This window comes from Microcoleus sp. S13_B4 (genome assembly GCF_036700885.1).
GTDB lineage: Bacteria > Cyanobacteriota > Cyanobacteriia > Cyanobacteriales > Microcoleaceae > Microcoleus.
Genome location: NZ_JAUBPU010000019.1, coordinates 1 through 24,170 on the forward strand (window position 1 = coordinate 1; position 24,170 = coordinate 24,170).

At 46.2% G+C, this 24,170-nt stretch carries 20 protein-coding genes; 8 read left to right on the forward strand and 12 right to left on the reverse strand.

All coding sequences use genetic code 11. The features are described 5' to 3' along the window. Window positions 1-1,097 precede the first annotated feature (1,097 nt). Entirely contained in the window at window positions 1,098-1,835 is a 738-nt protein-coding gene (locus QT994_RS13060) for a class I SAM-dependent methyltransferase (RefSeq protein ID WP_333175086.1), read from the reverse strand. Between the two features lie 7 nt (window positions 1,836-1,842). Further along, on the reverse strand, window positions 1,843-2,040 hold the full coding sequence (locus QT994_RS13065) for a hypothetical protein (RefSeq protein WP_333030091.1): 198 nt from the start codon (window positions 2,038-2,040) through the stop codon (window positions 1,843-1,845). A gap of 571 nt (window positions 2,041-2,611) precedes the next feature. Here QT994_RS13065 and QT994_RS13070 point away from each other — a divergent pair. Further along, window positions 2,612-5,155, forward strand: a complete 2,544-nt coding sequence (locus QT994_RS13070; RefSeq protein WP_333045446.1) for a mannose-1-phosphate guanyltransferase — start codon at window positions 2,612-2,614, stop codon at window positions 5,153-5,155. A 192-nt stretch (window positions 5,156-5,347) separates the two neighbouring features. Next, on the forward strand, window positions 5,348-5,905 hold the full coding sequence (locus QT994_RS13075; RefSeq protein ID WP_333175089.1) for a single-stranded DNA-binding protein: 558 nt from the start codon (window positions 5,348-5,350) through the stop codon (window positions 5,903-5,905). Window positions 5,906-6,067: 162 nt separating this feature from the next. On the opposite strand, the gene QT994_RS13080 is transcribed toward QT994_RS13075, so the two are convergent. From QT994_RS13080 to QT994_RS13105, 6 genes are all read right to left on the reverse strand, one after another. After that, a complete protein-coding gene (locus tag QT994_RS13080; RefSeq protein ID WP_333175092.1) occupies window positions 6,068-6,415 on the reverse strand; it encodes a hypothetical protein in 348 nt (115 codons plus the stop codon). Window positions 6,416-6,999: 584 nt separating this feature from the next. Beyond that, window positions 7,000-8,058, reverse strand: a complete 1,059-nt coding sequence (locus tag QT994_RS13085; protein WP_333175095.1) for a potassium channel protein — start codon at window positions 8,056-8,058, stop codon at window positions 7,000-7,002. 217 nt (window positions 8,059-8,275) lie between these two features. Then, window positions 8,276-11,107, reverse strand: coding sequence for an AAA-like domain-containing protein (locus tag QT994_RS13090; protein WP_333175097.1), 2,832 nt, complete (start codon window positions 11,105-11,107; stop codon window positions 8,276-8,278). A 19-nt stretch (window positions 11,108-11,126) separates the two neighbouring features. Next, complete coding sequence (locus QT994_RS13095; protein WP_333175099.1) at window positions 11,127-11,645, reverse strand: type IV pilin-like G/H family protein; 519 nt, start codon at window positions 11,643-11,645, stop codon at window positions 11,127-11,129. 116 nt (window positions 11,646-11,761) lie between these two features. Then, a complete protein-coding gene (locus QT994_RS13100) occupies window positions 11,762-12,322 on the reverse strand; it encodes an SPFH domain-containing protein (RefSeq protein ID WP_333175100.1) in 561 nt (186 codons plus the stop codon). A gap of 124 nt (window positions 12,323-12,446) precedes the next feature. Continuing rightward, window positions 12,447-12,992: an NfeD family protein gene (locus QT994_RS13105; protein WP_333175103.1), complete on the reverse strand. Its 546-nt coding sequence runs from the start codon at window positions 12,990-12,992 to the stop codon at window positions 12,447-12,449. A 175-nt stretch (window positions 12,993-13,167) separates the two neighbouring features. Between QT994_RS13105 and QT994_RS13110 the strand changes: the two genes are divergently transcribed. After that, window positions 13,168-14,985: an AAA-like domain-containing protein gene (locus tag QT994_RS13110; RefSeq protein WP_333175105.1), complete on the forward strand. Its 1,818-nt coding sequence runs from the start codon at window positions 13,168-13,170 to the stop codon at window positions 14,983-14,985. Between the two features lie 324 nt (window positions 14,986-15,309). After that, complete coding sequence (locus QT994_RS13115; RefSeq protein ID WP_333175109.1) at window positions 15,310-16,512, forward strand: iron-containing redox enzyme family protein; 1,203 nt, start codon at window positions 15,310-15,312, stop codon at window positions 16,510-16,512. 178 nt (window positions 16,513-16,690) lie between these two features. On the opposite strand, the gene QT994_RS13120 is transcribed toward QT994_RS13115, so the two are convergent. Further along, on the reverse strand, window positions 16,691-17,410 hold the full coding sequence (locus QT994_RS13120; RefSeq protein ID WP_333175111.1) for an SAM-dependent methyltransferase: 720 nt from the start codon (window positions 17,408-17,410) through the stop codon (window positions 16,691-16,693). A 248-nt stretch (window positions 17,411-17,658) separates the two neighbouring features. On the opposite strand from QT994_RS13120, the gene QT994_RS13125 reads away from it, so the two are divergent. Continuing rightward, complete coding sequence (locus tag QT994_RS13125) at window positions 17,659-18,291, forward strand: hypothetical protein (protein WP_333175113.1); 633 nt, start codon at window positions 17,659-17,661, stop codon at window positions 18,289-18,291. Between the two features lie 223 nt (window positions 18,292-18,514). Here QT994_RS13125 and QT994_RS13130 read toward each other — a convergent pair whose 3' ends face one another. Further along, a complete protein-coding gene (locus tag QT994_RS13130; RefSeq protein WP_333175117.1) occupies window positions 18,515-18,757 on the reverse strand; it encodes a ChaB family protein in 243 nt (80 codons plus the stop codon). Between the two features lie 200 nt (window positions 18,758-18,957). Further along, window positions 18,958-19,437 carry a YqhA family protein gene (locus QT994_RS13135; protein WP_333045461.1) on the reverse strand — a complete coding sequence of 160 codons (480 nt, stop codon included), beginning with the start codon at window positions 19,435-19,437 and terminating at the stop codon, window positions 18,958-18,960. A gap of 861 nt (window positions 19,438-20,298) precedes the next feature. Here QT994_RS13135 and QT994_RS13140 point away from each other — a divergent pair. Continuing rightward, window positions 20,299-21,195, forward strand: coding sequence for a hypothetical protein (locus QT994_RS13140; RefSeq protein ID WP_333175119.1), 897 nt, complete (start codon window positions 20,299-20,301; stop codon window positions 21,193-21,195). Between the two features lie 69 nt (window positions 21,196-21,264). Further along, window positions 21,265-22,026, forward strand: a complete 762-nt coding sequence (locus QT994_RS13145) for a DUF4142 domain-containing protein (protein WP_333045464.1) — start codon at window positions 21,265-21,267, stop codon at window positions 22,024-22,026. 463 nt (window positions 22,027-22,489) lie between these two features. Here QT994_RS13145 and QT994_RS13150 read toward each other — a convergent pair whose 3' ends face one another. Next, a complete protein-coding gene (locus QT994_RS13150; protein ID WP_333175122.1) occupies window positions 22,490-22,858 on the reverse strand; it encodes a Lin0512 family protein in 369 nt (122 codons plus the stop codon). Between the two features lie 286 nt (window positions 22,859-23,144). On the opposite strand from QT994_RS13150, the gene QT994_RS13155 reads away from it, so the two are divergent. Continuing rightward, the gene (locus tag QT994_RS13155; RefSeq protein ID WP_333175124.1) at window positions 23,145-24,059 is read left to right on the forward strand and encodes a branched-chain amino acid transaminase; all 915 of its coding nucleotides are present in this window, start codon (window positions 23,145-23,147) and stop codon (window positions 24,057-24,059) included. Window positions 24,060-24,170 lie beyond the last annotated feature (111 nt).

Sequence of the window (24,170 nt, forward strand, 5' to 3'; positions counted from 1 at the left end):
GATGCACGGGTTTTGATCTATTTTACCTGTTTTTCACGGCGATGACTCTCGAACGCACCAGTTCTTAACCCAGGCCAGGTAATATGCGATCGATATATTCAGCAAGCCCTAAGTACAGTAGTTTGCCACCCACATTCTCAATCAGTGGCTCAATGCGCCCGCTATGAATCGAAGGTGGCATTATCCATCACCACAACTTGTCAAACTTGGAGTGTGGTTCGCAAACTTGTTTCTAGCCACGTTTAAAACACTGTTCGATTACACGCTCCCTCAGACAGTAAACGGAGCTATCAGGTTGGGGCCCATTGGCGCTGCCATCATGTTCACCCGCCCCTTACGTCGTCCTGATCTGAGTGCATAGAACCGCTGACCTCTTTGATTCCAACCATAATCGTACAGAGCAGGGCCGATCCATCCCAGACTCGGGAGAGGTAAACAATCTGATCTGGGGCTACACTGGACAACTGAACTATAAACGCCTTGCGTTTGACTTCATCCGGTTCTGGGAATGGCGTAAGTTTTTTTTTCGAGTGAAACCAATCTTTTTCAATGCCCGTGAGATGGTGCGAGCGCTAATTTCCCCCTCCCTTCAATGATGCCATCTCCATCTGAGTTTTATTCCCATGAGTCAAGCCTTGCCTCGCGGAATTTTTCCAGCGTCAGTAATTTTATGACCCTTGCCGGGAGGTTTATTGGGTAACGCTTCAAAGCTCCCACTTTTGGCTGGTATGGAAAACCCTAAGCTGATCGTGTTGCGACGCTCTGTTGAACAGGAGACTGGCTTCACTAATCTTCAAACCATTGAGTTTTATGGCTTCGAGCACCTTCTGACGAAGGTCGTAGCTGTAGGGTTTTGGCATGGAGCGATCGCACGGCAGGATAAGGACTACTTCCCGTTTATGCCATAACTGCCTTGACGGTTGCTATAGTTAGTAGGGTGCGTCAGCTTGAATATTTGTTGGTTCTCAAACTAATTTCTACTTAGTGAAGCCACCCTACTTTCTCCACTAAGAATGAAGTTGTTTTTCGTCTGCCAGACCAGGCTTTGGACGATTGAAGTTTTGACTACAAAGCTAATTACCTATTCCCCTTAACTCTCAATTGTATTGAACTTTATACATTTGAAATAAGTCGCCGCTTTGCTTTTTGACTACCTTAGCGCCCGCAGATTTTATCATTTTTTCCCAATCTTCTAGTGTCTCTAAAAATACTTCGCCGGCTCGATAAGTTTCCAAAATTGCCCAATCTTCTGCTAGAGGAGCAGTGGGGTTGAGGACATCAAAAACAAAATGACCGCCCGGTTTTAGTACCCGTTTTACTTCTCCCATGACAATACTCCAATAGTCTATGGGATAGTAACAGCTAAAGCCTGTAGCGAGGCATAAATCGAACTGAGCCTCCTCGTAATTTAACTGGTGAGCGGGAGCCCATTCTACGCCTTTGAACAGCTTAGAATTGAGCTGAGGGCCGCGAGCGTTTAAGGCGTCTCGCGCTGCGCTGCTGATTTCTTGACCGTAAAAATATGCCTCCCAATCCCGCCAAGGGTAGATCAGAAAGCTGACTCCGCAGCCAATGTCTAAACAGCGCTGATTTTTTTGAGGTTTGGCAATTTTCCAGAAGGGAGAAACTGTTTTTGCTTGGAGAGTTCCTGCGACTGATTCTAGGAAAATCGGCATTGCTTCGACTTCTTCGGGTAAAGCGAAAGCTTCTCCCCGGTATTCGCGATCGAACCGGGCAGCAACCTGCGATAGTAAAACTTGCCAGCTATCTGATTTGCCTTTGGCAAACCAAGTTTGCTCGCTTGTACTTGCTGGGCGTTCGGACTTTTTAGACATTCTTGAATTACCTTTTAGAGGCTTTGAGAGCCTTTGTAAAGTTTTGGCGGTAAGGCTTATTAAAAATTAATGCAGGCCAAAGCAGCGACAGCTTCAGGCGATTTGCAAAACTTCGATCGAAGTTAGTGCGATCGAAACCATTCCAAAATTTCCAAATACCGCCACCGTAAGCGATCAGCAATGCCAAGCTAATTAACGTACTCATTTAAAAAACCCCTAAGCAATAGATAGGATTTTGGGTCAGCTAGTCAAAGCGCTACTCTTAATCTATCATTTATCAGACGCCAAGGCGCACCGATAGCTGTAGTAATTCCACCTTCAGAAAGAGACTTCAAAATCCCCGCTGGCCACAAACTTAAAAATAACACCCCCGAAATAGCTTTCACCGAGCCAGCAAGAAGGAACTTCTGCCAAAAGTCGAGGATTCTGAGGGCTTATACGATGGAAGAATTGAAGAATTAAAGAATTGGGAATGACTGATGACAGAAGGGTTTCGAGCACGGGGCTACAGTGGCATTATTTATTTTTAACTGGTAGTACCCAACATCCCCTACAAATCCGAGCTCGATCGGGCGATTGGTGTGGCGCCGCAAGTTCTAATTCGGTTGAAATCGGTTGCTGTTGGGGGACAGCCTGGCCGAACGGGATTTCCCAGACGTGTCACTACTCGAAGATATTTAAGTAAGAACTGAGAGTTGGCGGCCAACCAATTACAGCAGGGAAACTTTTTCTAGCGGACAATGACGGTAGAGAGCTTTCTAAGCAAGGAGGATTTTATGCGTGCAGTGCTAATGGCTGGGGGGTCGGGAACGAGGCTCAGACCCCTGACGTGCGATTTGCCCAAACCGATGGTGCCGATTCTTAATCGCCCGATCGCAGAACACATTATTAATTTGCTAAAAAGGCATCAGATCACGGAAATTATTGCAACGCTGCACTATCTTCCCGATGTCATGCGCGAATATTTTACTGACGGGGCAGAGTTTGGCGTTCAAATGACTTACGCTGTGGAGGAAGACCAACCGCTGGGTACGGCTGGTTGCGTCAAAAATATTGCTGAACTGCTCGATCAAACTTTTCTGGTCATCAGCGGCGACAGCATCACAGACTTCGACTTAACGGCAGCGATCAAATTTCACCGCAGCAAGCAATCCAAAGCCACGTTAATTTTAACTCGCGTTCCCAACCCGATGGAATTCGGGGTCGTGATTACCGAGGAAAATTACCGCATCAGTCGCTTTCTGGAAAAGCCTTCTAGCAGCGAAATTTTCTCCGATACTATCAATACCGGCATTTATATTTTAGAACCCGAGGTCTTGGATTACCTGCCGGCAAATCAGGAGTGCGACTTCTCCAAAGACTTGTTTCCCATGCTACTGGAAAAAAACGAGCCGATGTACGGCTACATCGCCGAGGGTTACTGGTGCGATGTTGGCCAGCTAGATGTTTACCGGGAATCTCAGTACGACGCGCTGCGGGGAAAGGTCAAACTGGATTTGAGCTACTACAACGAAGTTCGATCAGGAATTTGGGTAGGTCAGAATACTTTTATTGACGATAGCGCGATCATCGAAGTACCGGCCATGATCGGCAACAATTGCCGAATTGCAGCCCGAGTTAAAATCGATGCCGGTACAGTTATCGGAGATAACGTGACTGTCGGGGCCGACGCCAACCTCAAACGTCCCATTGTCTGGAACGGAGCAATTGTCGGTGAAGACGCTCATCTTAGGGCCTGCGTGATTTGCCGGAGTACCCGCGTAGACAGGCGCGCTCACGTCCTCGAAGGTGCTGTCGTCGGTTCAATGTCCATCGTGGGAGAAGAAGCACAAGTGGGGCCAAGCGTGCGCGTATGGCCGAGCAAAAATATTGAATCCGGCGCTCTGTTAAATCAAAATTTAATTTGGGGAGAACAAGCTAAGCGGAATTTGTTCGGTCAGCGTGGCGTTCAAGGACTGGCAAATGTGGATGTTACTCCGGAATTTGCAGTGAAATTGGGCGCGGCTTATGGCTCGACTTTGAAACCCGGGACTTCGGTATCGGTTTCTCGCGACCAGCGGAGCATTTCGCGGATGGTTTCGAGGTCTTTGATTGCGGGTTTGATGTCGGTGGGAATTAATGTGATCAATTTGGAATCGACGGCAATTCCGATCGCGCGCACGGTTTCGTCTACGCTGTCGATTGCCGGCGGCATTCATGTTCGCATTTCGCCCGATCGCTCCGACCACATTTTAATTGAATTCTTCGATATCAAAGGCATCAATATTACTAAAGGAGCTGAGAAAAAAATTGAGGGGGCTTATTTTAAAGAAGATTTGCGGCGGGCTCTAATTCCGGAAATTGGAGACATGACGTACTTTAACCAAGCTCTCGACGTTTACAACCGCATTTTTGAGCGACAGATGAATGTTGAGGCCATACGCTACAGCAATACTAAGGTGGTAATCGATTACGTTTACGCGGTTTCCGGAGCAATTCTGCCGCAAATGCTCGCCAAGTTTGGCTGCGATGCGGTGGTGCTCAATGCCAGTCTCAAGCAGACTTCTCTGAGCAACGGGGAACGGGAATATTTGCTTGACCAACTCGGCCGGGTGGTGAAAGCACTCAGCGCTAATTTTGGAGTGCAGGTATCGGCTAACGGCGAACAGCTCATTTTGGTAGATGAGTCTGGGATAGCGATTCGTGGGGAAATGCTGACGGCGTTGATGGTAAATTTGATGCTGACTTCTCATCCCAAAGGTACAGTAGTAGTACCAGTGCATGCGTCTTCTGCGGTGGAGGCGATCGCCCGCCGCTATCAAAGCAAGGTAATCCGCACGAAGGCGAACCCAACTGCTTTGATGGAAGCCGCTAACAGGAACCCGAATGTGGTTTTGGGCGGCAGCGGCCTTATGGGTTTTATTTTCCCGCAGTTGCATCCCGGATTTGACGGAATGTTCTGCATTGCTAAAGTGATAGAAATGATGACGATTCAGGAGCGATCGCTCGGACAGATCAAGGCGGAACTTCCCCGCGTCACCCACCGCAGTTACAGCGTCCGCTGTCCTTGGACGATCAAGGGTTCGCTGATGCGACATTTAGTAGAAACTCATTCGCCCGATCGTTTAGAATTAGTAGATGGAGTGAAGATTTTTAACTACAGCGACGACAATTGGGTATTAGTTTTGCCCGATGCTAGTGAACCGACCGTTCATATCTTCGCCAACAGCGAGGATCGAGATTGGGTATCTGAAACTTTGAAGGAGTACCGCGCCCTCGTTCACGATTTTGTCAGCCAAACCGAGGCGGCGGTTCGCCAAGATAAATTTGGTAATGGGTAATCGGTAATCGGCGACAACTAATAGCCAAGAGTGCAGAAAAATCAGTAATTACCAATTACCAATTTGCTATTTGCTATTGCCAAAAGCAAGACGCACAAGTCATCGGTACACGGAGAGCTACTTTTTCCTTCTTCCTTCTTCTTTCTTCCTTCTTTCTTCAACCTCCAATTCCCAATTACGCACAGATAACAGATGAATAGCTGCATTTTGATGGCGGAAATAATTCAACAACCGCAACTCCGTTATACTCCAGACAATCAACTTCAAATCGCTGAGATGTTGGTGCAGTTTCCCGGCCCCAAACCAGAAGATCCGCCCGAACATTTGAAAGTGATAGGATGGGGAAATTTTGCTCAAGAAATTCACGAAAAATATCACGAGGGCGATCGCGTGATTATTGAGGGAAGGCTGAGCATGAATACGATCGAAAGAGATGGTATTAAAGAAAAGCGCGCTGAACTGACAGCTCAAAGGATTTACAGTGTCGGCGCCGATGCCATGAGTGCGGCTCCCGCAGGTAGAACAGCCCCCGAACCAGCTCAAATTCGCGACACCGCGCCGGCTAATGTGCCGAGCAATGTAGTTCCTTTAGGCTCGCGGAACCGCAGTTCTAACAGCGCTCCAGGCGGCGCTAACCGCACATCTAGTTCGGATTGGAACTCGCATCAGTCTTCAAATTCTGAGTCCGATCGCCAGTCGGGTCCCTCTAACGAACCGGAAAATCCCGATTACGATCCGATTCCATTTTAAAAATTAGGGTGCATCACTTTACGAGCGATCGCAAAACTTCGCCGTTCGATCGAAAGTGACGCACCTTAATTTAAGAGCGATCGCACTTCAGGAAAAAAAGGGCGATCCTCTTCGAGGGCTGCGCTAACGAATTTGGCTGAACTACGAGCTAAATTGCAAATTTTACAGCTTGATCGTCACAACTTTTTTCTTGCTTTTTTCGTCGCGCAGCACGACGGTATTGTAGGGTGATGTATCCGTCCCCAGCGGAATTGGCAGCTTAAAGCTGGTGTTCTTATGCTTAACTTCGCCTAAATCAATGCTTTTCGTTATATTGCCATCTGTTGCCAGATAAGCGGTAAGTTCGCCTTTATAATCTTCAATCAAAAAGTCTCTGAAGAAAAGGACTTCCCCAGCACCCTCGACATCGATACCAAGGATGACCGTACCGCTAAACGTTGCGCCTTTTTCTTCTTCATCAACCGTCGCCATTTTAATTTCCGAGGGGTCTTGACCGGACATATCTGGCATAAATTTTTTCTCCTGAGCGAAGCGCAATAATTAACAAGAATATTACCTGACGCTAAGGGCGATCGCAAAACTCTTAGGACGTATTTCTGCATCGGTCTTGCTTCTCTCTAAGGTTAGAGAAGCAAGACCGCCTATTATACCATCACTTCTCTCAATTCTTGAGTCAGTAAGTACAGACCGTTAAAATTATCTCTATAATACCCCCAAGTCTCGCAAACACCGTCGCGTTAATTCGATTCGATATTTAGCATTTTTAAGCCTCTGATCACAAAGGTTTCAACTGTTGAGTAAAAAATTGTGTACCCATGTAGATGATTGATATCTGTTTGTGATCGGCAATTATATTGAATCTACAACAGACGATCGCGATCGCCTGCGTCAGCTATTGTGTATAAATGGGTCAAATTTTCAGCTCAACAGTTGTCTTATTTGTGGAGTAAAAGTTTGACGACTGTTAGTACATTTGTAGGGGGGGAAGTCCAGGTTAAAGAATCCCCCTGTGTTTACGCCATCGAGTGTCAATTGTTATGGGAAGCATTGATTGAGAGAGGACTTGCATTCCTGACAAGAAACCTGACATCGTATTAGTTCGGGGGCCGGGGGAGGCGAAAACTCAGGGGACTGAGGATTTGATTGAGAGTTCGCAGTTGTTCCGCAGTACCCAAACAAATCAGCATATCTCCTCCTTCGATCACAGTTTCTCCAGTAGACCCGACAATCAAAGTCCCGCCAGCGCGCCGCACTGCTAACACCAAGGCCCCCGATTGCGATCGCAACTTGGCATTTCTCAAAGTTTGCCCGACGTAGACACAAGTATTGGGATCGACCAAAAATTCTTCCATGTAAAAAGAACTATCGGTGCCGGTCAAAACACCGTCTAAAAAATCCATAACTTGAGGCCGCAAAGCCGCTGCCGCCATCCGCTTTCCGCCGGTAATGTAGGGGGATACGACGGCATCGGCCCCGCCCCGCTGCAACTTCTTTACGGCTTCTTCTGTGGTGGCGCGGGCGATCGCCCGTACCTTCGGATTCAGAGTTTTCGCCGACATGACAGTATATAAATTCTCGGCGTCCGAAGGCAAAGCTGCTACTATGCAAATTGCGCGATCGATCCCCACATTCAGCAAAGTTTCGTCCAGAGTCGCGTCTCCTTGGACAGCCGTGTACCCCAGCGCCAAAGCTGCCTCAACCGACGGCACCGCCGAATCAATCACCACAAAAGAGATATATTCGGCCTGAAATTCCAAGGCAATTTGGCGGCCCGTGCGCCCAAAACCGCAGAGAATGTAATGCCCCATCAAAGAATCTACCAATCGTCGCTGCTGCCTAATTCTTGCTCCTTCTTGAAAATATCCTTGAATCAGCGCTTCTGTAAAGCGGTTGACGATGAAACCAATCACAATCACGCCCATCAAAATCAGGCATATCGTAAACATTCGCCCGCGTTGGCCGAGGGGGTGAAGTTCACCGTAGCCCACAGTTGCTAGGGTAAAGACTGTCATGTAAGCGGCATCCAGCAAAGGCCATTTTTCCACCTGCCAATACCAGAGACTACCCGTGCATAAAATGCCCCCAAGGGCGATGACTCCGCCTGTTAAGTCTTTTTGCAGGCGCTGGTACTTTTGTTCTAGAGTTGAATACACCGATCGGGCTGACCTATTACCTATTAGCTGCTACCAATTTTAACCATATCAGCCCTAGACGCAGGGGCGGTCAAAAAGCCGGTTTCTGCCTAGATACTTTGCTGCCCAACTCAACATTTTGACCGAAAGCATCCAGGATACAAGCCCCCGGATTCATCCGTGGGGTCAATGCTTTAATTCTAAAATCTTTAATCTAAAATCTAAAATCGATTGACTCTTAACCTGATTTTTTTTGCGTGAGTTCTGACTGAGTTCCAATCCCGTCGCAGAGGTGGCGATTGTTTTGATTTGCGATCGGATTTGTCTTAAAATAATTGTGGGCGACATTGCAGCCCTGCACCAGCAAATCGTCAAGATTAAGATTCCACAGCATCACCGTACCGTCAGCACTAGCACTAGCGATCGCCTTGCCGTCTGGACTAAAACTCGCACTCCAAACAGCATCCTTGTTACCTTTTAAAGTTTTGAGCAATGTACCGTCAATGTTCCACAGCCTCAGCATTTTGTCTGTGCTTGCAGATAGCAACATTTGACTGTCGGGACTAAAGCTGATATTTGTCAATCCACTTGTATGCTTTAAAATACTTAGCGGTTTGCCGTCTTTCCTCCAAATTCTCGCAGTTCCGCCAGCACTTGCAGTCGCCAGCATTGCTCCGTCGGGACTGAAAGTTACACTCATAATTTTATCACTTTCAATCTGTAAGCTTCGGAGCAATTGGATATCGGTGCTTGCTTGGATGGACTGCTGTTTTTGCAACTTTTCCACAACCTTTGTCAAACTCCAAAGTTTAACAGTGCCATCAGTGCCAGCCGCAGCAATTATCTGACCATCTGGGCTAAAACTGGCGCTGGTTATCCAACCTCGCTCCACTTTAAAACTTAACAATTCTTCACCGTTGATTTTCCAGAGTTTAACAGTTCCATCGGCACTTGCTGAAACAATGATTTTACCATCGGGACTCAAAAAGACGCTTGTTATTTGACCGCTGTGTCCTTTTAAATCATGAATTAATTTGCCATTCTTTTGCCAAATTTTTACAGTTTTGTCGTCGCTGGCTGAGACAATAATCTCACCGCTAGGACTGAATATTGCACTTCTAATTTTATCAGTATGCCCTGTCAATGTGGCTTGCAAAGTTCCATTAGTTTGCCAAAGTTTGATATAATTATCGGTAGCCGTCACAATTGTTTGACTGTCGGGACTGAAACTCACGAAAGCGAGGGTACTCGCTTGACTCTGCAAGCGGCGGCGTTCCCGAAAGTTGTAAACTGCCTGTTCGAGGGCGATCGCCACTCGCATCTGAATATCTGAACTCACTCCGAGCGATCGTTTCATTTCTGTAACAGCTCTAATGCTTTCTAGCAAAGCTTCTTCTTTTTTATCTGCGGCAAATAGCGTTTCTGATAGCAAACTGAGGGTGAGAATTTTGTTGTTTCTTTCTTCGATTGACGGTTTAACCCAAAAAGCTACTATTAGGATTGATATTAATATGACGGCGGCTCCTGTAACTGTTTGCACTCTCAGTTGTTGCTCGCGCCAAAGTTTAACTGCCATCACTTTTTTCTGCTTTTGTGCTTCGCTTAGTTCCTCTAGTAACTTTTTTTCGCGGCGCAGTTGTTCAATTTCAGTTTGAGTTTGTTTTTCGCGATCGCGCAATTTGGCAAATTCCGCTTCTTGACTCGCACCTAAAAATTGATAATCTTGTGTGCTCAAGCTTTTATTTGCCGCCCACTGTTGGGCATCTTCCAGTGCTTGACCCCGCAACAAGCGAGATTCGTCTTGACAATTTGTAGCTATCCATGCTGTTAGGGCTTCAGCATAGGGGCGCAAGTCGCCGAGTGCTTTTTCTACCCAGTTTGGGTTGAATATAGCTGCGTAAATGCGGTTGGATACGGTTAATTTTCCGGCTCGTTTTACTACCAATCCGCTCAGCCGCAATTCTGTTTGTTCGGGAGTATCATCCGCCCAGATTCCCGCACCCTCCCTTAACAAGGGTAATTCTGGCATTTTCTCGTCCCTGATTAAGGGGGGTTGAGGGGGATCGCAGGGTGGCAATATTTTTTGATATAGTCCTAATAACCTACTGGCGCGGTGCTGACTTCTGAGAAGGCGATCGCGAATTGTTTTGATGTGTACAGGTTCATCAGACGATTCCCAATTATCAATAATATGAGATTGAACTATTTCGCTAATGAACAATTGATTTGTAGTAAAAAATTCACTTTTGCTTTCATCCGTTGCGTCTGATATAAGAGAAGCCGATGCTAAGCTTTTTACATGATTTAGAATCAGCTTGCAAAGCTTTTGAGTCAGAAATGGCTGCCCTCCCGTCCAATCCAAAATATCTTTTAAAACCTCAAGAGGATTGTCTAGTTTTCCCTCAAATCCCTTGGTTAAAGGCAGAGCTTCTTGTAAGTTAAAACCGTGCAATTCAATAGCTAAACCGATATTAAACGGGGTACGAGTTGCATCGCTAATTAAATCCGATGGGGTAGCTACTCCCAGCAAAGCAAATGTAATGCGCTGGTATTCTGAATTGTGAGCGCGTTTATTGTAGCAACATCTAAGTAATGCAAAAAAATCGTCTAGGGGTTCTTGGAAACTGAGAACGCTATCAATTTCATCAATAAAAATGACAAGAGGTTGAGGAAGTTTTGCCAGCAGCAATTCTTCAATTAACTCTCCTAAGCGCTGCACTGGCGACATCAACTCTCTCTCCCGCCACCAAGTCATAAACTCGACTGGGTTAAACAGGTTGAAACTGCACAATAGCTTGTAAGCGACGCCGCCGTACCACTTATCTAGAGAGACTTGCTGGTTGCCAATGTCAGAAAGGTCGATCGTAGCACAGGCAATGCCATCAGCGGAGAGTTTTTGTACAGTTCGCACCAGCAAACTGGATTTGCCCATTTGTCGGGAATTGAGCACGTAACAAAACTCTCCGGCTTTGAGGGCTTGATAAAGTTCTGAGTCAGCTTGTCGCACTACATAAGTAGGTGCATTTTGCGGGAGACTGCCTCCGATTTGATATTGGTAATCGACTGTCATAATCTGGCCTATAATTAGATTATCTGGTCACTTGTGTCGTGCCTTTACCGCAAGCAATCTTACCATTTTCATAGGTGGGTTCCGCTGGTTTAATTGTACCGGGAAAATCAGAGCCGCACAATATGGACTTTGTAGTTATTTCATCTTTAGCAGCATTTGGCTCAAAATTTTTAGCAGAAACTAGAAAGACACCGCCGACATAACTTTTAAAGCCTTTTTCCTTGGATACTCCATAATTAAATGCTGCTTTTTTAGTGGCGCGAACTGAATACTTGAAATTTGTTGTCTCGGTTTTAATCCCAATTCCCAAAGCATTAACAGAAGTAGCAAAAGCACTTTTTTCAGCAAATTGAGCTTGCTGCGCTTTGTTCATGGAGCCAACATACAGTTTTGCTTCTGAAATCATGGGTTTATTGCTAGCATTCAGAAATGATGCCAGAGCGATCGCACCAATTGCTCCAATGCCCATTGAAAGCAATAAGCATCCGCAACCGTTATAAGCTAAATTGCTCATACTTGATACTTGATATTTAGTCATGATTTTGTCTCCTTAAATGGTATATACAAGGCGAATTAAAGTCGGCGAAGCAGAGGCTCTGGTTCAGCGTTACCAGGCTCTGCCTGGTAACGAGGAAAAGGAGGAAATACTAATCTCTAAGCTCGCAGCTTTTGTACTTCTTTCCGGTCAATGGATGTAGGATGAATCACTTTACTGCCGATCGCAAAATCGCGCAATTCCACTCTCGTAAACTTCACACCCCAAGGATCTGTCGTTGTATCCAACTCCTCCACTAAAGCATTATTGATTTCATTGCGAGCCGTGTAGAGTTCCTCGACAGATAATTTAGCAAGGTGAGTCCGAATGGAAAGAATCAGCATATTTAACATTGCTTCCTTGAGATTATGCACTTTGTAGGAAGCTTTTTCTAAGTCAATGATTCGCCAGTACACAATAAAATCGACGGTGACGGCAACCCGATCGCGCGTTGTGCATTCTTGCGCTGGCAAGTTTAAAATTTGCTCGCGCAGAGTTTGTTTATAGGCCACTTGCTCGACAAAGGGAATCAAAAAGGTTATACCCGGTTCTAGTTTTTTGCGATCGTACTTTCCGAAAATTTCAACTAACGCCTCATCTCCTTGACGGACAATTTTAACGCTGCTCGCTAAGGATACTCCGGTGATAGCCAACAATACAGTCAAAAAATACTGATACATAGTGAATCTCCTGGTAAATAGTTGACAGTTGACAGTTGAGAGTGATTTATTAGTCTCTTAGAGAGGGACTTTGTTTGTGTAGAAGCGATTTCAATCGCCGAGTCATAAAAGAGCTAACTGAGATTTAGCTGTTGATGTGAATTAATCTGTCAGGTACAACAATCAGCGTGTTTCCTTCGCGCCGCAAAACGTAAACTTTTTGTCTGGGTGCGATCGCCCCTTGGGAATCTTCATTGCGAGCTTTCCAAGAAGCCCCTTCATAAATCACCATTCCGGTTTCTCCAGGGAAAATCTCGGAGATTGTTGTGGCTTCCGTGGCTTCGGGAATCACAAACTTTTTGCGAACAATAAAAATTGGTCGAATCCAGATGCTCAGGGCGAGAGCTATCCCCATCCAGTAGAATATCTGCCAGTCAAAATCTTCATACATTACCATCGTCCAATTAAATTGGAAGGCGACTGATCCTCTCCACAAAACGAAGGATTCAATTAGAGCAGCAGCACCCATCATTAGCACGTAAAACCTGTATTTTTGGGGCTGAGTTTTTTGGATTAATAGATCGATCGCACTAAGCAAAACTCCGACTAGCAACCACAAGATCGGGGGTGTGAAGGCGAAACCGGGTTGATTAGTGGCTGAGGCCAGCGACCAAATTAGGATAGAATGCACAATGCTTTTACCTCGTTGTGATGGGATTCAACCTTGTTATTTCTAATCTAATCAGGTGGCTATTTGAGTTAGCGACTGACTTATTTGAAAATTCATCGACTTTTCATCGACTTTTCATCGACTTTAGGGACGGTTGGCATTTATGATGGTTTCAGTGTCTTGATTGTTATAAGCAATGCCACGATCGCTAAGGGTGCGCGAAGAGTGCATTCGTGCAGTTAAATCCTGTCTCCTGAGAAATGGCTTTCCCAGTCAAAAAATTTTGGCTGAGGATTTAGGCATGGCCCAATCTACTGTCAGCCATTTTCTGAATGGCAAACCTGTGGATTATGCCAATTTCATCGAAATTTGTCGCGGATTGGGGCAGGAATGGCGCGATATAGCTGATTTTGAAGCGAATTCAGAGCCAGAGGAGATAGTGCTGGTGAGGGCAAAAGTGGCGATCGTCTTCGAGGGCTTTCCTTCGGATCGCTTCGCTAACGCCAACGCCCGTTGGCGAAGCCCTCGAAGAGGATCGATCTCAGACAACACCCTTTCCCAGCAGTTATACCAAGCTTTGAGTGCGGGGGGCCACGAAGTCTTTTTTATTAACAACAGCAGCGACTCAAGCTCATATTTAAAACGTTGCGATTATTTGCTGTTACTGATTTCCGAAGAATCTGCCGCTAGCGAAATGGTATTGGAACAAGTGCAGCTAGCCAAGGAATTGCACAATTTAACTTCTCATAAACCAGCCATTTTACCAATTTTTATTGAATTAAATACACCGCTTTCCTTTGATTTACGCAGCTATTTAGCAGGAATTCAGCCCTGGCTGTGGCGCGGTGCTGGTCACTCATCAAAGTTAGTATCAGAAATTTTAACCATTATTAAAGAAGGTCGGACATCGTTAACTCTCGACCATGAATTAGCTGTAGAATGGCACGCAATTCCTAGCACAAAACAGTCAATAATTCAACCCCTGCCAGCAGCCGCGCCAGAATTGCCAGGAGGACAAGTTGAACTCACTTCTTGTTTTTATATCGATCGCCCTCCCATCGAATCCCGCTGTTACGAGACGATCGCCCAACCGGGAGCGCTGATCCGCATCAAAGCACCCCGACAAATGGGCAAAACTTCCTTGATGGCGAGGATTTTGCATCATGCAGAAGTGCAAGGTTCTCGCACGGTAGCGCTGAGTTTTCAGCTAGCAAATAGGAAAATATTCGCTAACTCAGATACATTTTTGCAGTGGTTTTGTGCTAGCATCGGTCAAGAGTTAGGAATGCTAGAGCAATTGCCTAAGTGCTGGGAGTTAGCGGATTTGATTGGTAGTAATCAGTGCTGCAAAGCTTATTTTGAACAGTATTTACTTTCAGAATCCTCAAAACCTCTGACGTTAGGTTTGGATGAGAGCGATCGCCTGTTTGAATCGCCAGAAATTGCTGATGATTTTTTTGGATTATTGCGAGCTTTACACGAAGAAGCGAAACGGCGAGATATTTGGAAAAAGTTTCGCTTGGTAGTGGTGCATTCGACGGAAGTTTATATCCCGCTGGACGTGAATAAATCGCCGTTTAATGTGGGGTTGCCGATTGAATTGCCGGAGTTTAATTCGCAGCAAGTGCAAGATTTGGCTACACGGCACGGATTGAATTGGAGTGATGGTGAAGTTGTAGAATTGATGGCTTTAGTGGGAGGTCATCCATTTTTGGTGCGGCTGGCTATGTATCGCATTGCCCGTCAAGATGTGACTTTAAATCACTTGCTGAAATCGGCCACGACGGAGGCAGGAATTTACAGCGACCATTTGCGGAGGCATTTGTGGAATTTAGAAAAATATCCCGAATTAATCGAGGCGATGAGAGAGGTTTCGAGTGTGTCAAAGCCAATCCGATTAAGGCTAGAATTGGCGTTTAAATTAAACAGTATGGGTTTGGTGAAGCAGGAGAGCAATTATTGCACTGCGAGATGCAACTTGTATGAGGAGTATTTTCGCGATCGCCTAAATTGATAGTAGTCATAGGTTGTACCAGTCTCAAGAACGGGTAAGATGTCCGTTCCAGAAGAAGATTGAGTTTTTCAAGAACGGGTAAGATGCCCGTTCCACAAGAAGGTTGAGTTTTTGAAGAACGAGCAAGATCCCTCTTGCACAAGAAAATTTAGTTTTTGTGGAACGGGCCAGATGCCCGTTTATAAACAGGTGATTGAGAAGGAAGCCTGATATAAGTTAATACCAATTTCCATAAACGTTGTTACCTTGACTCACAAGTTGAAAAGGGTATGAGACGGTAGCGGTCAAATCTCTATCAATGGAAGGGTGTATGCGGCTGACTGATTGGCTATCTTGAAAGTAATTAGCCAGAATCCTCAGCAATCTGCAACGGTTGGCTGTTTGGGCAGGCAGCACAATAATCAAAGTCATAATAAAGTTGATTCCATGCAAAACACGGCAGATTTACTCCCCAAAATAGACTCGCCGAGTCTTCCCAAAAAGCAACCCACACCCCCAAATTACGAAGCAGCCGATCGCCAATTTGTCAATTTGCTAGAAGTCGAGGATTTAGACAAGACGGTGGCGGCAAAACCGTTACTTGTCAGCGATTTTGAAAGCGCGATCGCCTATGCAATTCAAGCAGCTTACCAACAGGAACCGGGCGATGAGGCCGCTCACCGCTTCTTGCAGCGCGTGCTTTACCGCGTCAACCGCCTCAACTTGTTTTGGTACGACGATTTGCGCCGCTACAATAACGAACGATCGCACTATTTGCGTTCCGTGCGCGATCGCATTGAGGAACCTTGGCAGCAGTGGGAACTGGCGCAAATCGACGTTGCAGCGTTGCAAAAATTGTCGGATGTCAAGCAAGCCCTGCGCGATCGCGCGGCCGCCGATGTCGATCCTCCGTTAACTGAGCTCGATCGCTACCAGCGGGAACAGATGACTGAAGAGGGATACAAACACCTACTGGCGATCGCCTCTTTCGACGGTTTAGTGGAAGCCAGCCGCCTTTCTCGCATCCTCGGCGGTGCCGGCAACGAAATTCAGTGCACCCTTACACGAGTGCTGATCGAAGAATACGGCGGCGGTCGCCTTCCCCGCAAGCATTCGACCTTTTTTGCTCAAATGCTGGCTGAATTCGGGATGAGTACAGAACCAGAAGCGTACTTCGATTTAGTGCCTTGGGAAGTGCTCGCAAGCATTAATCACAACTTTCTGCTGACGGAACGCAAGCGCCATTTTCTGCGCTACAACGGCGGACTAACTTATTTTGAGGTGGCGGGGCCGGTCGCTTACCGCAATTATCTAGCCGCCGCCCAGCGTCTGGGCCTCTCGCAGGCTGCGATGGGTTATTGGGAACTGCACATCAAAGAAGACGAACGTCACGGTCGCTGGATGTTGGATGAAGTGGCGATCCCGCTGGTTGATAGATACCCGCAGGAGGCGTGGGAACTGGTGTTGGGGTACGATCAGGAGAAGTCGATCGGCGATCGGGCTGGGGCTGCTGTGGTGCGATCGATCCAAGCCGCAGAACGGAATTAACGGCTATCTAGGGTGCCTCAAAGACTGATGCACCCTAGATATTGCACCGTTCTCAATAAGCCTTTTAGCAACAGGCAAGATGCCTGTTCCACAAAAAGTGTATTTCTTGTGGAATAGGCATCTTGCCTGTTGCTGAGAATGGTGCAACATCTCAGATGCACCCTACCAGGCCTGTATTTTAAAATGCTGTCATTAACTGAATTAGCTCGATCGACAAATCTCTTTGCGACTTTTGGTGCTTCTTAAACAAAACTCCAGCCAGCAGATAGATGTTTTCCGAATAAAAAGCCATTCCCTGTTCTCGCAGACTGGCGATCGCACTTTTCACCTTCGGTTCCGAACTATAATAGCCAAAATTTAAAGGTGCAATTTCAAAATTCGCCACCGAGTAGCCTCGATCCAAGGCATAATCGATCAAACCCACAGGATTAGAATAGCTAGAAACCATCAGCAAAACTTCATCGCTGCCCAAAGATAAAAGTTTCTTAGCAATTGTACAACCATCACTCCCGCCGTGCAACAGAGGCTGGTAAATTTTATCATCCACCGCCGGCAAGTAAGGGGGATTTGAGATGACACAATCCGCCGACTCGTATAAAGGCGAATCAAAAAAAGAGCAATTGTTGACCGTGTATTTTTCGCTCAGTTGATATTCCTTAATTTGAGACTGAGCAATTTTCCAAGCTACATTATTTAGCTCAAATCCCTGTATTGTCCCCTCAAAATCACTTCTCAGCAAAGACTTAATAACTGGACTTCCCTCTCCTGAACCAAACTCTACTATAAGTCGATAATTGTCACTAGCATTTAACACTAAACTTTCCAAGCAGTGCGCGTAAAAATCCGATTCTTCCGGGCAGTGGAATACCTGTTTCAGAGGATGGGATGAAGTGAGCATAAATTCTGTAACAAAGTTGACTATTTTCAAAGTATCGAATAAGTAATATTCCAGCCATCTGTCGCAAGAGCTATCTTATCAAGTTGTCCAATCTCTCTCTTCCTGTTTAATCTGGTGAGTTCAAATAACTCTTACTGCCGACAGATTATCAACTTAACTAGATTAATCCGATTGACAGATTGCAATTATAGCGATAGCTGGTGAGATAGTACCTAAGCAAATAATTGTAAATTTTAATAGTGTCAGATATGACCTTTTTTAATTATTCAGTTCCGCCTCTGCGCCGGAAACAGCTTAAGATCGAGGTTCAGGATTTAGAAGGGCTTTGGCAGGTTCAGTTTCCCCTTGGCAAAGATCGGTTTTATTCACAATTTTATACTTGTCTCGATCGAACTTGCTTGCTGTGGAGCTTGCTGTTGATACCCATCTTCGGCACAGCACAATTTTTTTCTATGAGTTGGATACTGCAAGCAGGTTTGTGGTCCGCGCTCAGCCTCGTAGGTACAGCAGCAATGGTAAGCATGACATACTCTTGGGTCAAAATAGAACGCCTGACTTGGGTGCTTTACGGTTGGGTACTACTAATGTTATTAGGATTGCTGCTGACGGATCTAGCAATTTTTCTCAAGTGGGGAAAAGTGTTGGCGAATCTCTGTCCCCTGTGGTTGGGAATGAGCGGCCTAGGGTATTTGGGGACTGGATTTGCAGTGCGCTCGCGCGCGCTTTTAGCAGCAAGTTTATTTCACCTGTTGGGAATTTTGATTTTGCCTTTCACGGGCCGTTGGTCTTTCCTATTTACGGGAACCGTAATGGTATTTAGCTTGCTAGTTTTAGCCGAATTGCAATGGGATATGCGCCAGCCGATTAACAAGCTGCATTAACTTGTGTACCACCGCCATTCCAACAGCTATCAACGTAAACCATTAACCACAAAGGATGAGTACATTGCAAAGGACTGATGATCTCATGCCCGCTAGAATAACGTCACTGCAATTGGTTGGTAGTGAGGATTCTTCGTTCTCATCAAAATTTGAGGAATGAAGCCCTCACTACACAACGGATAGGGGTTATGTTAGCGGACACGATATTACTGATGGCTGATAACTAATTGCCACCAGACTGTACAGATTTGCGGGTTTGGTTAGTATCGTCGCCCTTGTGATGCCACGTGCCCCCATCGCCTTTAACGTATTCAGATTTTACGCTGTTCCAAGCGACGCTAGTAGCACCATCGGCGCTCATTCCACCTTCACTAGCGCTCTTAAAAGCCGCCTGAAAAATTTGTTTCGCCCCTTGGGGGAGTTCTTGTGCTTCTGAAGGTAAGGTATCAAATTGTTGTTCGGGCATAATGACCTCTAATTATTAAACATAAAGTTAATCTTATATACTAGAAGCCACTACTTTCCTCTCTCTAAAAGCAAGTTTCAGATTGCATTCTTATCAGTCCCAATACAGATGTAATGTTAAATTACTTATGAAATATAATGCAACTTGATTGCCGTTGCTGGTTCAGCCGGATTTGGTTAATTTCCCTCCTCAAACAGCCATTAATCTGACTTCGGCTTTTTGAGCTGCGAACTTAGAAAATATGTCAGCGCAGCGATTACTAAAGCGATACCCGCTCCCAAGGGAAGGATGTTCGTCCCGCCGTTCCACCGAACTACCTCAGAGAGAAACAATACACTTAACACTACTACAATGACGCTGGTGAGTTTGGTTTTTAGGTCATCGATGGTGTGAATTTCCAGCCAGTGTGGTACTTTGATGCGCTCGTCTATAAACAGCTCGTAAAGCCCGAGGGCAGTAATGTAAAATACTGTGGCGAGGAGAAACAAATCTACAACTTCGATGCTAGACAGAATCAGTTGTTTGGAGTTTTCGCTAGAAACCGGTACTGTAGCTGTGTGGCCGATGGTAATGAAGGTTTCCAGGGCACCGTAGATCAAAAGCGTCACAGACGTTGCAAAAGAACCGAATACAGCGATTAACATTAGATAGCGACTTTTGGCAAGAACTCGATGCAGCATAGTTGATCTCCCCTTGGAAAATGTGTTAGAGAACAAGCGCTCTCTGGCATACCTCTGGCTTTACTATATCAGAGTTTGCCCGATCGCACCCACAAGCAATTCTGACGACTGCGCCGCCGTTGGTTAATTTCATGTCGCGCGGGCACGACTCGGATAGCCCTCAGTTCGCCTTCGTGTTTAACGCAAGTCAAAGCGAGCGTCAAAAGCCTTGCTGTTGCGGCATTGCAGGCCCTATGAGACGATCGGCGGTCGATCGGGCTTTTTGAGATAATTTAGTTTCCTGAGAAAGTTTGATCGGTATCCTACGAGGGGCAAAATTGCCAGCAGCAACTTAAGGAAAAATAGCGCTCAAAAAAATTTAAAACTAACTCCTCTGGTATAGGACTAACCCAAAATTGACGGTGACAAAATCAAGAATTTCTGCCTCAAAGCACCTGCATCAGGGGAAAATTTATAGGAAGATCAGCGCCTGGTCTGAGAAACCCGGGGGTTCGTATATGTCTCGTTACTCAACCCAAAATTTTTCAGATCAACCCGGTTTCTATCCCGTGTGCAAGTTTTGATTTAGCTAGTCGGCCGCCCAATCAAATATCATCCACCACCTGAAATAAAACGCCGTTTTCCCAAATATTCCTAAAGATGAATGGCTAACTTGAACGATACGTAATAGCTTATAAACTATTAACGCTGCGGTGTAATTGATCAGGGGAAAAGAATCGCGGGAACGGGACTAAATTTGCTCCCTTACCATCCTTATCCTGCAGCAAAGGTTACAAAAGTCGTACGTTACGCTGTCAACTTGACCCTGCGGTTTTGGCATCACAAGCGATCGCAGGACTCTACGCAAAAGCAAGCATTACCATGAAATCTTCTAAGTTGTTGAAAATTGTTTTAGCAAGCGCTTGTACTTTAGGTTTAGCAACAGTTTCCTTAGCAGTGCCTGCTTCTGCCCAGTCGGGAGCCGGCGGTGCTGGAGGCGGTGCTGGTGGGGGTGCTGGCAGTAGCGCCGGCAGTGGCACAAGCGGTACGAGTGGCACGGGTACAAGCGGTACTGGCACAAGCGGTACGAGTGGCACGGGTACAAGCGGTACTGGCACAAGCGGTACGAGTGGCACGGGTACAAGCGGTGCAAGCGGTACGACTGGTACGGGTACAAGCGGTACGAGTGACACGGGTACAAGCGGTACGGGTACAAGCGGTACGAGTGACACGGGTACAAGCGGTACAAGCGGTACGAGTGGCACGGGTACAAGCGGTACGGGTACAAGCAGTACAACCGGTTTGAGTGGCACAACGGGTACAAGCGGTACAAGCGGTACAACGGGTACAAGCGGTACGGGTACAAGCGGCAGCGGTACGACTGGTACAAGCGGTACAAGCGGCAGCGGTACGACTGGTACAAGCGGCAGCGGTACGACTGGTACAAGCGGTACAAGCGGTACAAGCGGCAGCGGTACGACTGGTACAAGCGGCAGCGGTACGACTGGCATCGGTACAAGCGGTACGAGTGGTACGACTGGTACAAGCGGTACAAGCGGTACGGATACAACGGGTACAACGGGTACGAGTGGCACAGATACAACGGGTACAACGGGTACAACGGGTACAAGCGGTACCACATCGACCTCGGCTGATACTAATTCTGGAGTTTTGAGTGCTCAGCGCGATCGCCACAACAATTTGGGGTGGCTGGGTGTCCTGGGCGCCTTTGGTTTGCTCAACTTGTTTCGGAAAAACGGTACACCGTCCCATCGGTAGTTTCGGGCTATTCCCTACGGCATAGCTTGGCTGGCGCGGACGTTTGAAAACTTAGAGGCTTAGAAATTCATGACTTCATTCAATCGCAAAAATTTGTTCACAAAATTGGTAACAGTTGCCGGAATTGCCGGCGTTAGTTCCTTGATAGCTGTGCCGGGATTCGCAGAATTAAACCGCCAGACTCACGGCTTAAACCAGTCGGGCGATCGGGTTTTTGATCTTGCTGATAACGCTTCCCAGGATCGTACTTCTCCTCGTTCTCCTGCTACCGATATGCAGAACAACGACAATCCCGGGGGTTCTCCCAACACTCCAACTACCCCCAGCAACAACAATCCCGGCCGTTCTCCCAGCACTCCAACAGGTGGCGAAACTTCGCCTAATTCTCTCAGCAGCAGAGACAGAACCTTTGTCATGCAAGCAGGTCAACTTAGTATGCTGGAAGTGCAGCTCGGTCGATTGGCAGTGCAGCGCGGTTCTAGTGCTGGTGTGAAACAGTACGGGCAAGAAATGGTTGATGAACACACTCGGGCCAATCAAGAATTGATGCAGTTAGCAATGCAAAAGGAGGTAGAACTGCCAGCCGAAATCAGCAGCCAGAACAAAGCTTTGAGCGATCGACTTTCGCGACTCTCCGGTACAAGTTTTGACACCGCTTACAAGCAGGCTATGATCGAGAGCCACAATCAGGCTATTGCTTTGTTTCAGGCTCAATCTCAACAGGGACAAGATCCCGAGTTGAAGGCTTGGGCTACCAAGACTTTGCCGAACCTTCAGGCGCACTTGCAAATGGTTAACCAAATGTTGGCAGATACCAGCAAGCCCCAATAGGAGGTAGAGGAGGTAGAGTGCGATCGCATAAAACCCGATCGGACTCTACCTTTTGTGCTGCGAGAGGAAAGCGCAATATATTGTTTTAAACCCTATAATTTTTGAGAACAATGGAAGATTTTCTCCGCAGCTTGTTGGGCAGCAATATTACAGCGACGTGGCTGTTATTAATTGTAGGGTTTTGTTGGCTTGCTTACATACCCGGTCGCCTGAGAAATTAAAAATTATTATCACTTAAAAGTTCAAAATTAAGTAGGTAGGCGCAAATAAGTCTTACCGTAGAACAGACCTATTGTAGCGTGCCTCAGAGCCTCAAATTTTCTACGGTATTTCATGCGATGTCTCTGACTTACCCTACAACTTAGCCTAAATTAATCATTTTTTAACACACAAGCGTTCGATCGCCCGATCGCGGAAACAAGCAAGTGCGATCGGGCGATTTATTCAAACAACACAAAATTAATTAGTCCTCAGTTTCCACAAAAACTGTCACCGCCGCCACAGCGATTAGCATTTCATCATTTTTATCATTCAGAGAGGCGATCGCCCTTCCTGCGACAATCATGCCCCCTTGCTCCACAATCAGAGTTTTGCTGCCGAAAGGGAGCACCGCCAACACCTCCTCGGCGCGCACTTGTTCCGGGTAAGGAACAGCAACCTTTACCTCAACAATCATCTGATTGGGGTCGCTCAAACCTGCCACTTCCCAGACACCCAGCAAAGCATTGTGGGCGATCGCATTGCGTACAGCCCTTGCACAGGCTACAGTCGGTTCCTGCCCGTGCTGGTCTATACCCATCCCCATTTCAATGATGAAACATTTACGTGCCATAGTTGCCCCTCGGTTGATTTTTGTTTGTAGTCGATCGCACTCTTTCCCAAAACAATTATCAACCAAACAGACCGCTATTGATATTATTTTATATATCGATATAACAACAAAAGAATAATACTCATTTCCCAAAAGAATCTAACTATAGGCAAGCTTCAAGCCCTTAGATAATCAGTCATTCTCAATCTACAATCTAAAATTTAAAATCTCAAATCGTAGAACTTATGGTAATATAACCAAATTAAGCCTTCCTCGCGGACTGCAAAACTCATCGCCAGCTTGAATCATGGATAGTTTTCTACCAATTGCCTACTTTCAAAACCAATTTCTCCCCTTTACCGACGCCAAAATTTCCATTGCCACCCACGCACTGCACTACGGAACCGGAGTTTTAGGCGGGTTGCGGGGAATTCCAGACCCTCAAAATGCCGATCGAATATTGCTATTTAGATTAGACCGCCACTGTCAAAGATTAAGTCAAAGTGCCAGCTTCCTTCACTGCGATTTGCCAGCCGACAAAATTCAACAGATAATAATTGATTTTGTCCAGAAAAACCAACCAACCAAATCATTTTATATCCGCCCTTTTATCTACACATCCAGTTTAGGAATTGCCCCCCGACTGCACAACGTAGAAACAGACTTCTTTGTCTACGGATTAGAACTCTCAGACTATTTGCCAAAAGAAGGAGTCAACTGTAGAATTAGCTCTTGGTACCGCCAAGAAGACCGCAGTTTGCCCTTAAGAGGTAAAATTAGCGGCGCTTACATCACCTCAGCTTTAGCTAAAACCGAAGCAGTAGAATCCGGCTTCGACGAAGCAATTATGATGAATTCTCAAGGAAAAGTCAGCGAAGCTTCAGGGATGAACATATTTGTCGCCAGAAACGGTAAATTAGTTACTCCTGGTTTCGAGCAAGATATTCTCGAAGGAATTACCAGAGACAGCGTAATTACAATCGCCCGAGACTTAGGAATAGAAGTCATAGAAAGACCAGTTGACAAATCAGAATTGTTGATTGCAGACGAGATTTTCCTCTGCGGAACCGCAGCCAAAATTACCCCAATTAAGCGAGTAGAAAACTATCACTTGCCCAAAAACCGACCCATCACCGAAAAGATTTTGGACAAACTGACGGAGATTATAGAAAATCGCGACAGTAATTATAAAGAATGGGTATTTCCGATTAATCTTAATTAACCCAAAATACCTCTGCTCGTAGAAGCGAGTTCACTCGTTACCAAGCTCTGCCTCCACATTTTATGGCAGCCATGCGAGGCAGAGCCTCTGGATATCGGTTCCCAGGCAGAG

What these genes read in the sequence shown, in the direction of transcription:
- QT994_RS13060 (WP_333175086.1), bottom strand. Translation starts at nt 1,835, where the DNA reads ATGTCTAAAAAGTCCGAACGCCCAGCAAGTACAAGCGAGCAAACTTGG.
- QT994_RS13065 (WP_333030091.1), bottom strand. Translation starts at nt 2,040, where the DNA reads ATGAGTACGTTAATTAGCTTGGCATTGCTGATCGCTTACGGTGGCGGT.
- QT994_RS13070 (WP_333045446.1), top strand. Translation starts at nt 2,612, where the DNA reads ATGCGTGCAGTGCTAATGGCTGGGGGGTCGGGAACGAGGCTCAGACCC.
- QT994_RS13075 (WP_333175089.1), top strand. Translation starts at nt 5,348, where the DNA reads ATGAATAGCTGCATTTTGATGGCGGAAATAATTCAACAACCGCAACTC.
- QT994_RS13080 (WP_333175092.1), bottom strand. Translation starts at nt 6,415, where the DNA reads ATGCCAGATATGTCCGGTCAAGACCCCTCGGAAATTAAAATGGCGACG.
- QT994_RS13090 (WP_333175097.1), bottom strand. Translation starts at nt 11,107, where the DNA reads ATGACAGTCGATTACCAATATCAAATCGGAGGCAGTCTCCCGCAAAAT.
- QT994_RS13095 (WP_333175099.1), bottom strand. Translation starts at nt 11,645, where the DNA reads ATGACTAAATATCAAGTATCAAGTATGAGCAATTTAGCTTATAACGGT.
- QT994_RS13100 (WP_333175100.1), bottom strand. Translation starts at nt 12,322, where the DNA reads ATGTATCAGTATTTTTTGACTGTATTGTTGGCTATCACCGGAGTATCC.
- QT994_RS13110 (WP_333175105.1), top strand. Translation starts at nt 13,168, where the DNA reads ATGCCACGATCGCTAAGGGTGCGCGAAGAGTGCATTCGTGCAGTTAAA.
- QT994_RS13120 (WP_333175111.1), bottom strand. Translation starts at nt 17,410, where the DNA reads ATGCTCACTTCATCCCATCCTCTGAAACAGGTATTCCACTGCCCGGAA.
- QT994_RS13125 (WP_333175113.1), top strand. Translation starts at nt 17,659, where the DNA reads ATGACCTTTTTTAATTATTCAGTTCCGCCTCTGCGCCGGAAACAGCTT.
- QT994_RS13130 (WP_333175117.1), bottom strand. Translation starts at nt 18,757, where the DNA reads ATGCCCGAACAACAATTTGATACCTTACCTTCAGAAGCACAAGAACTC.
- QT994_RS13135 (WP_333045461.1), bottom strand. Translation starts at nt 19,437, where the DNA reads ATGCTGCATCGAGTTCTTGCCAAAAGTCGCTATCTAATGTTAATCGCT.
- QT994_RS13140 (WP_333175119.1), top strand. Translation starts at nt 20,299, where the DNA reads ATGAAATCTTCTAAGTTGTTGAAAATTGTTTTAGCAAGCGCTTGTACT.
- QT994_RS13145 (WP_333045464.1), top strand. Translation starts at nt 21,265, where the DNA reads ATGACTTCATTCAATCGCAAAAATTTGTTCACAAAATTGGTAACAGTT.
- QT994_RS13150 (WP_333175122.1), bottom strand. Translation starts at nt 22,858, where the DNA reads ATGGCACGTAAATGTTTCATCATTGAAATGGGGATGGGTATAGACCAG.
- QT994_RS13155 (WP_333175124.1), top strand. Translation starts at nt 23,145, where the DNA reads ATGGATAGTTTTCTACCAATTGCCTACTTTCAAAACCAATTTCTCCCC.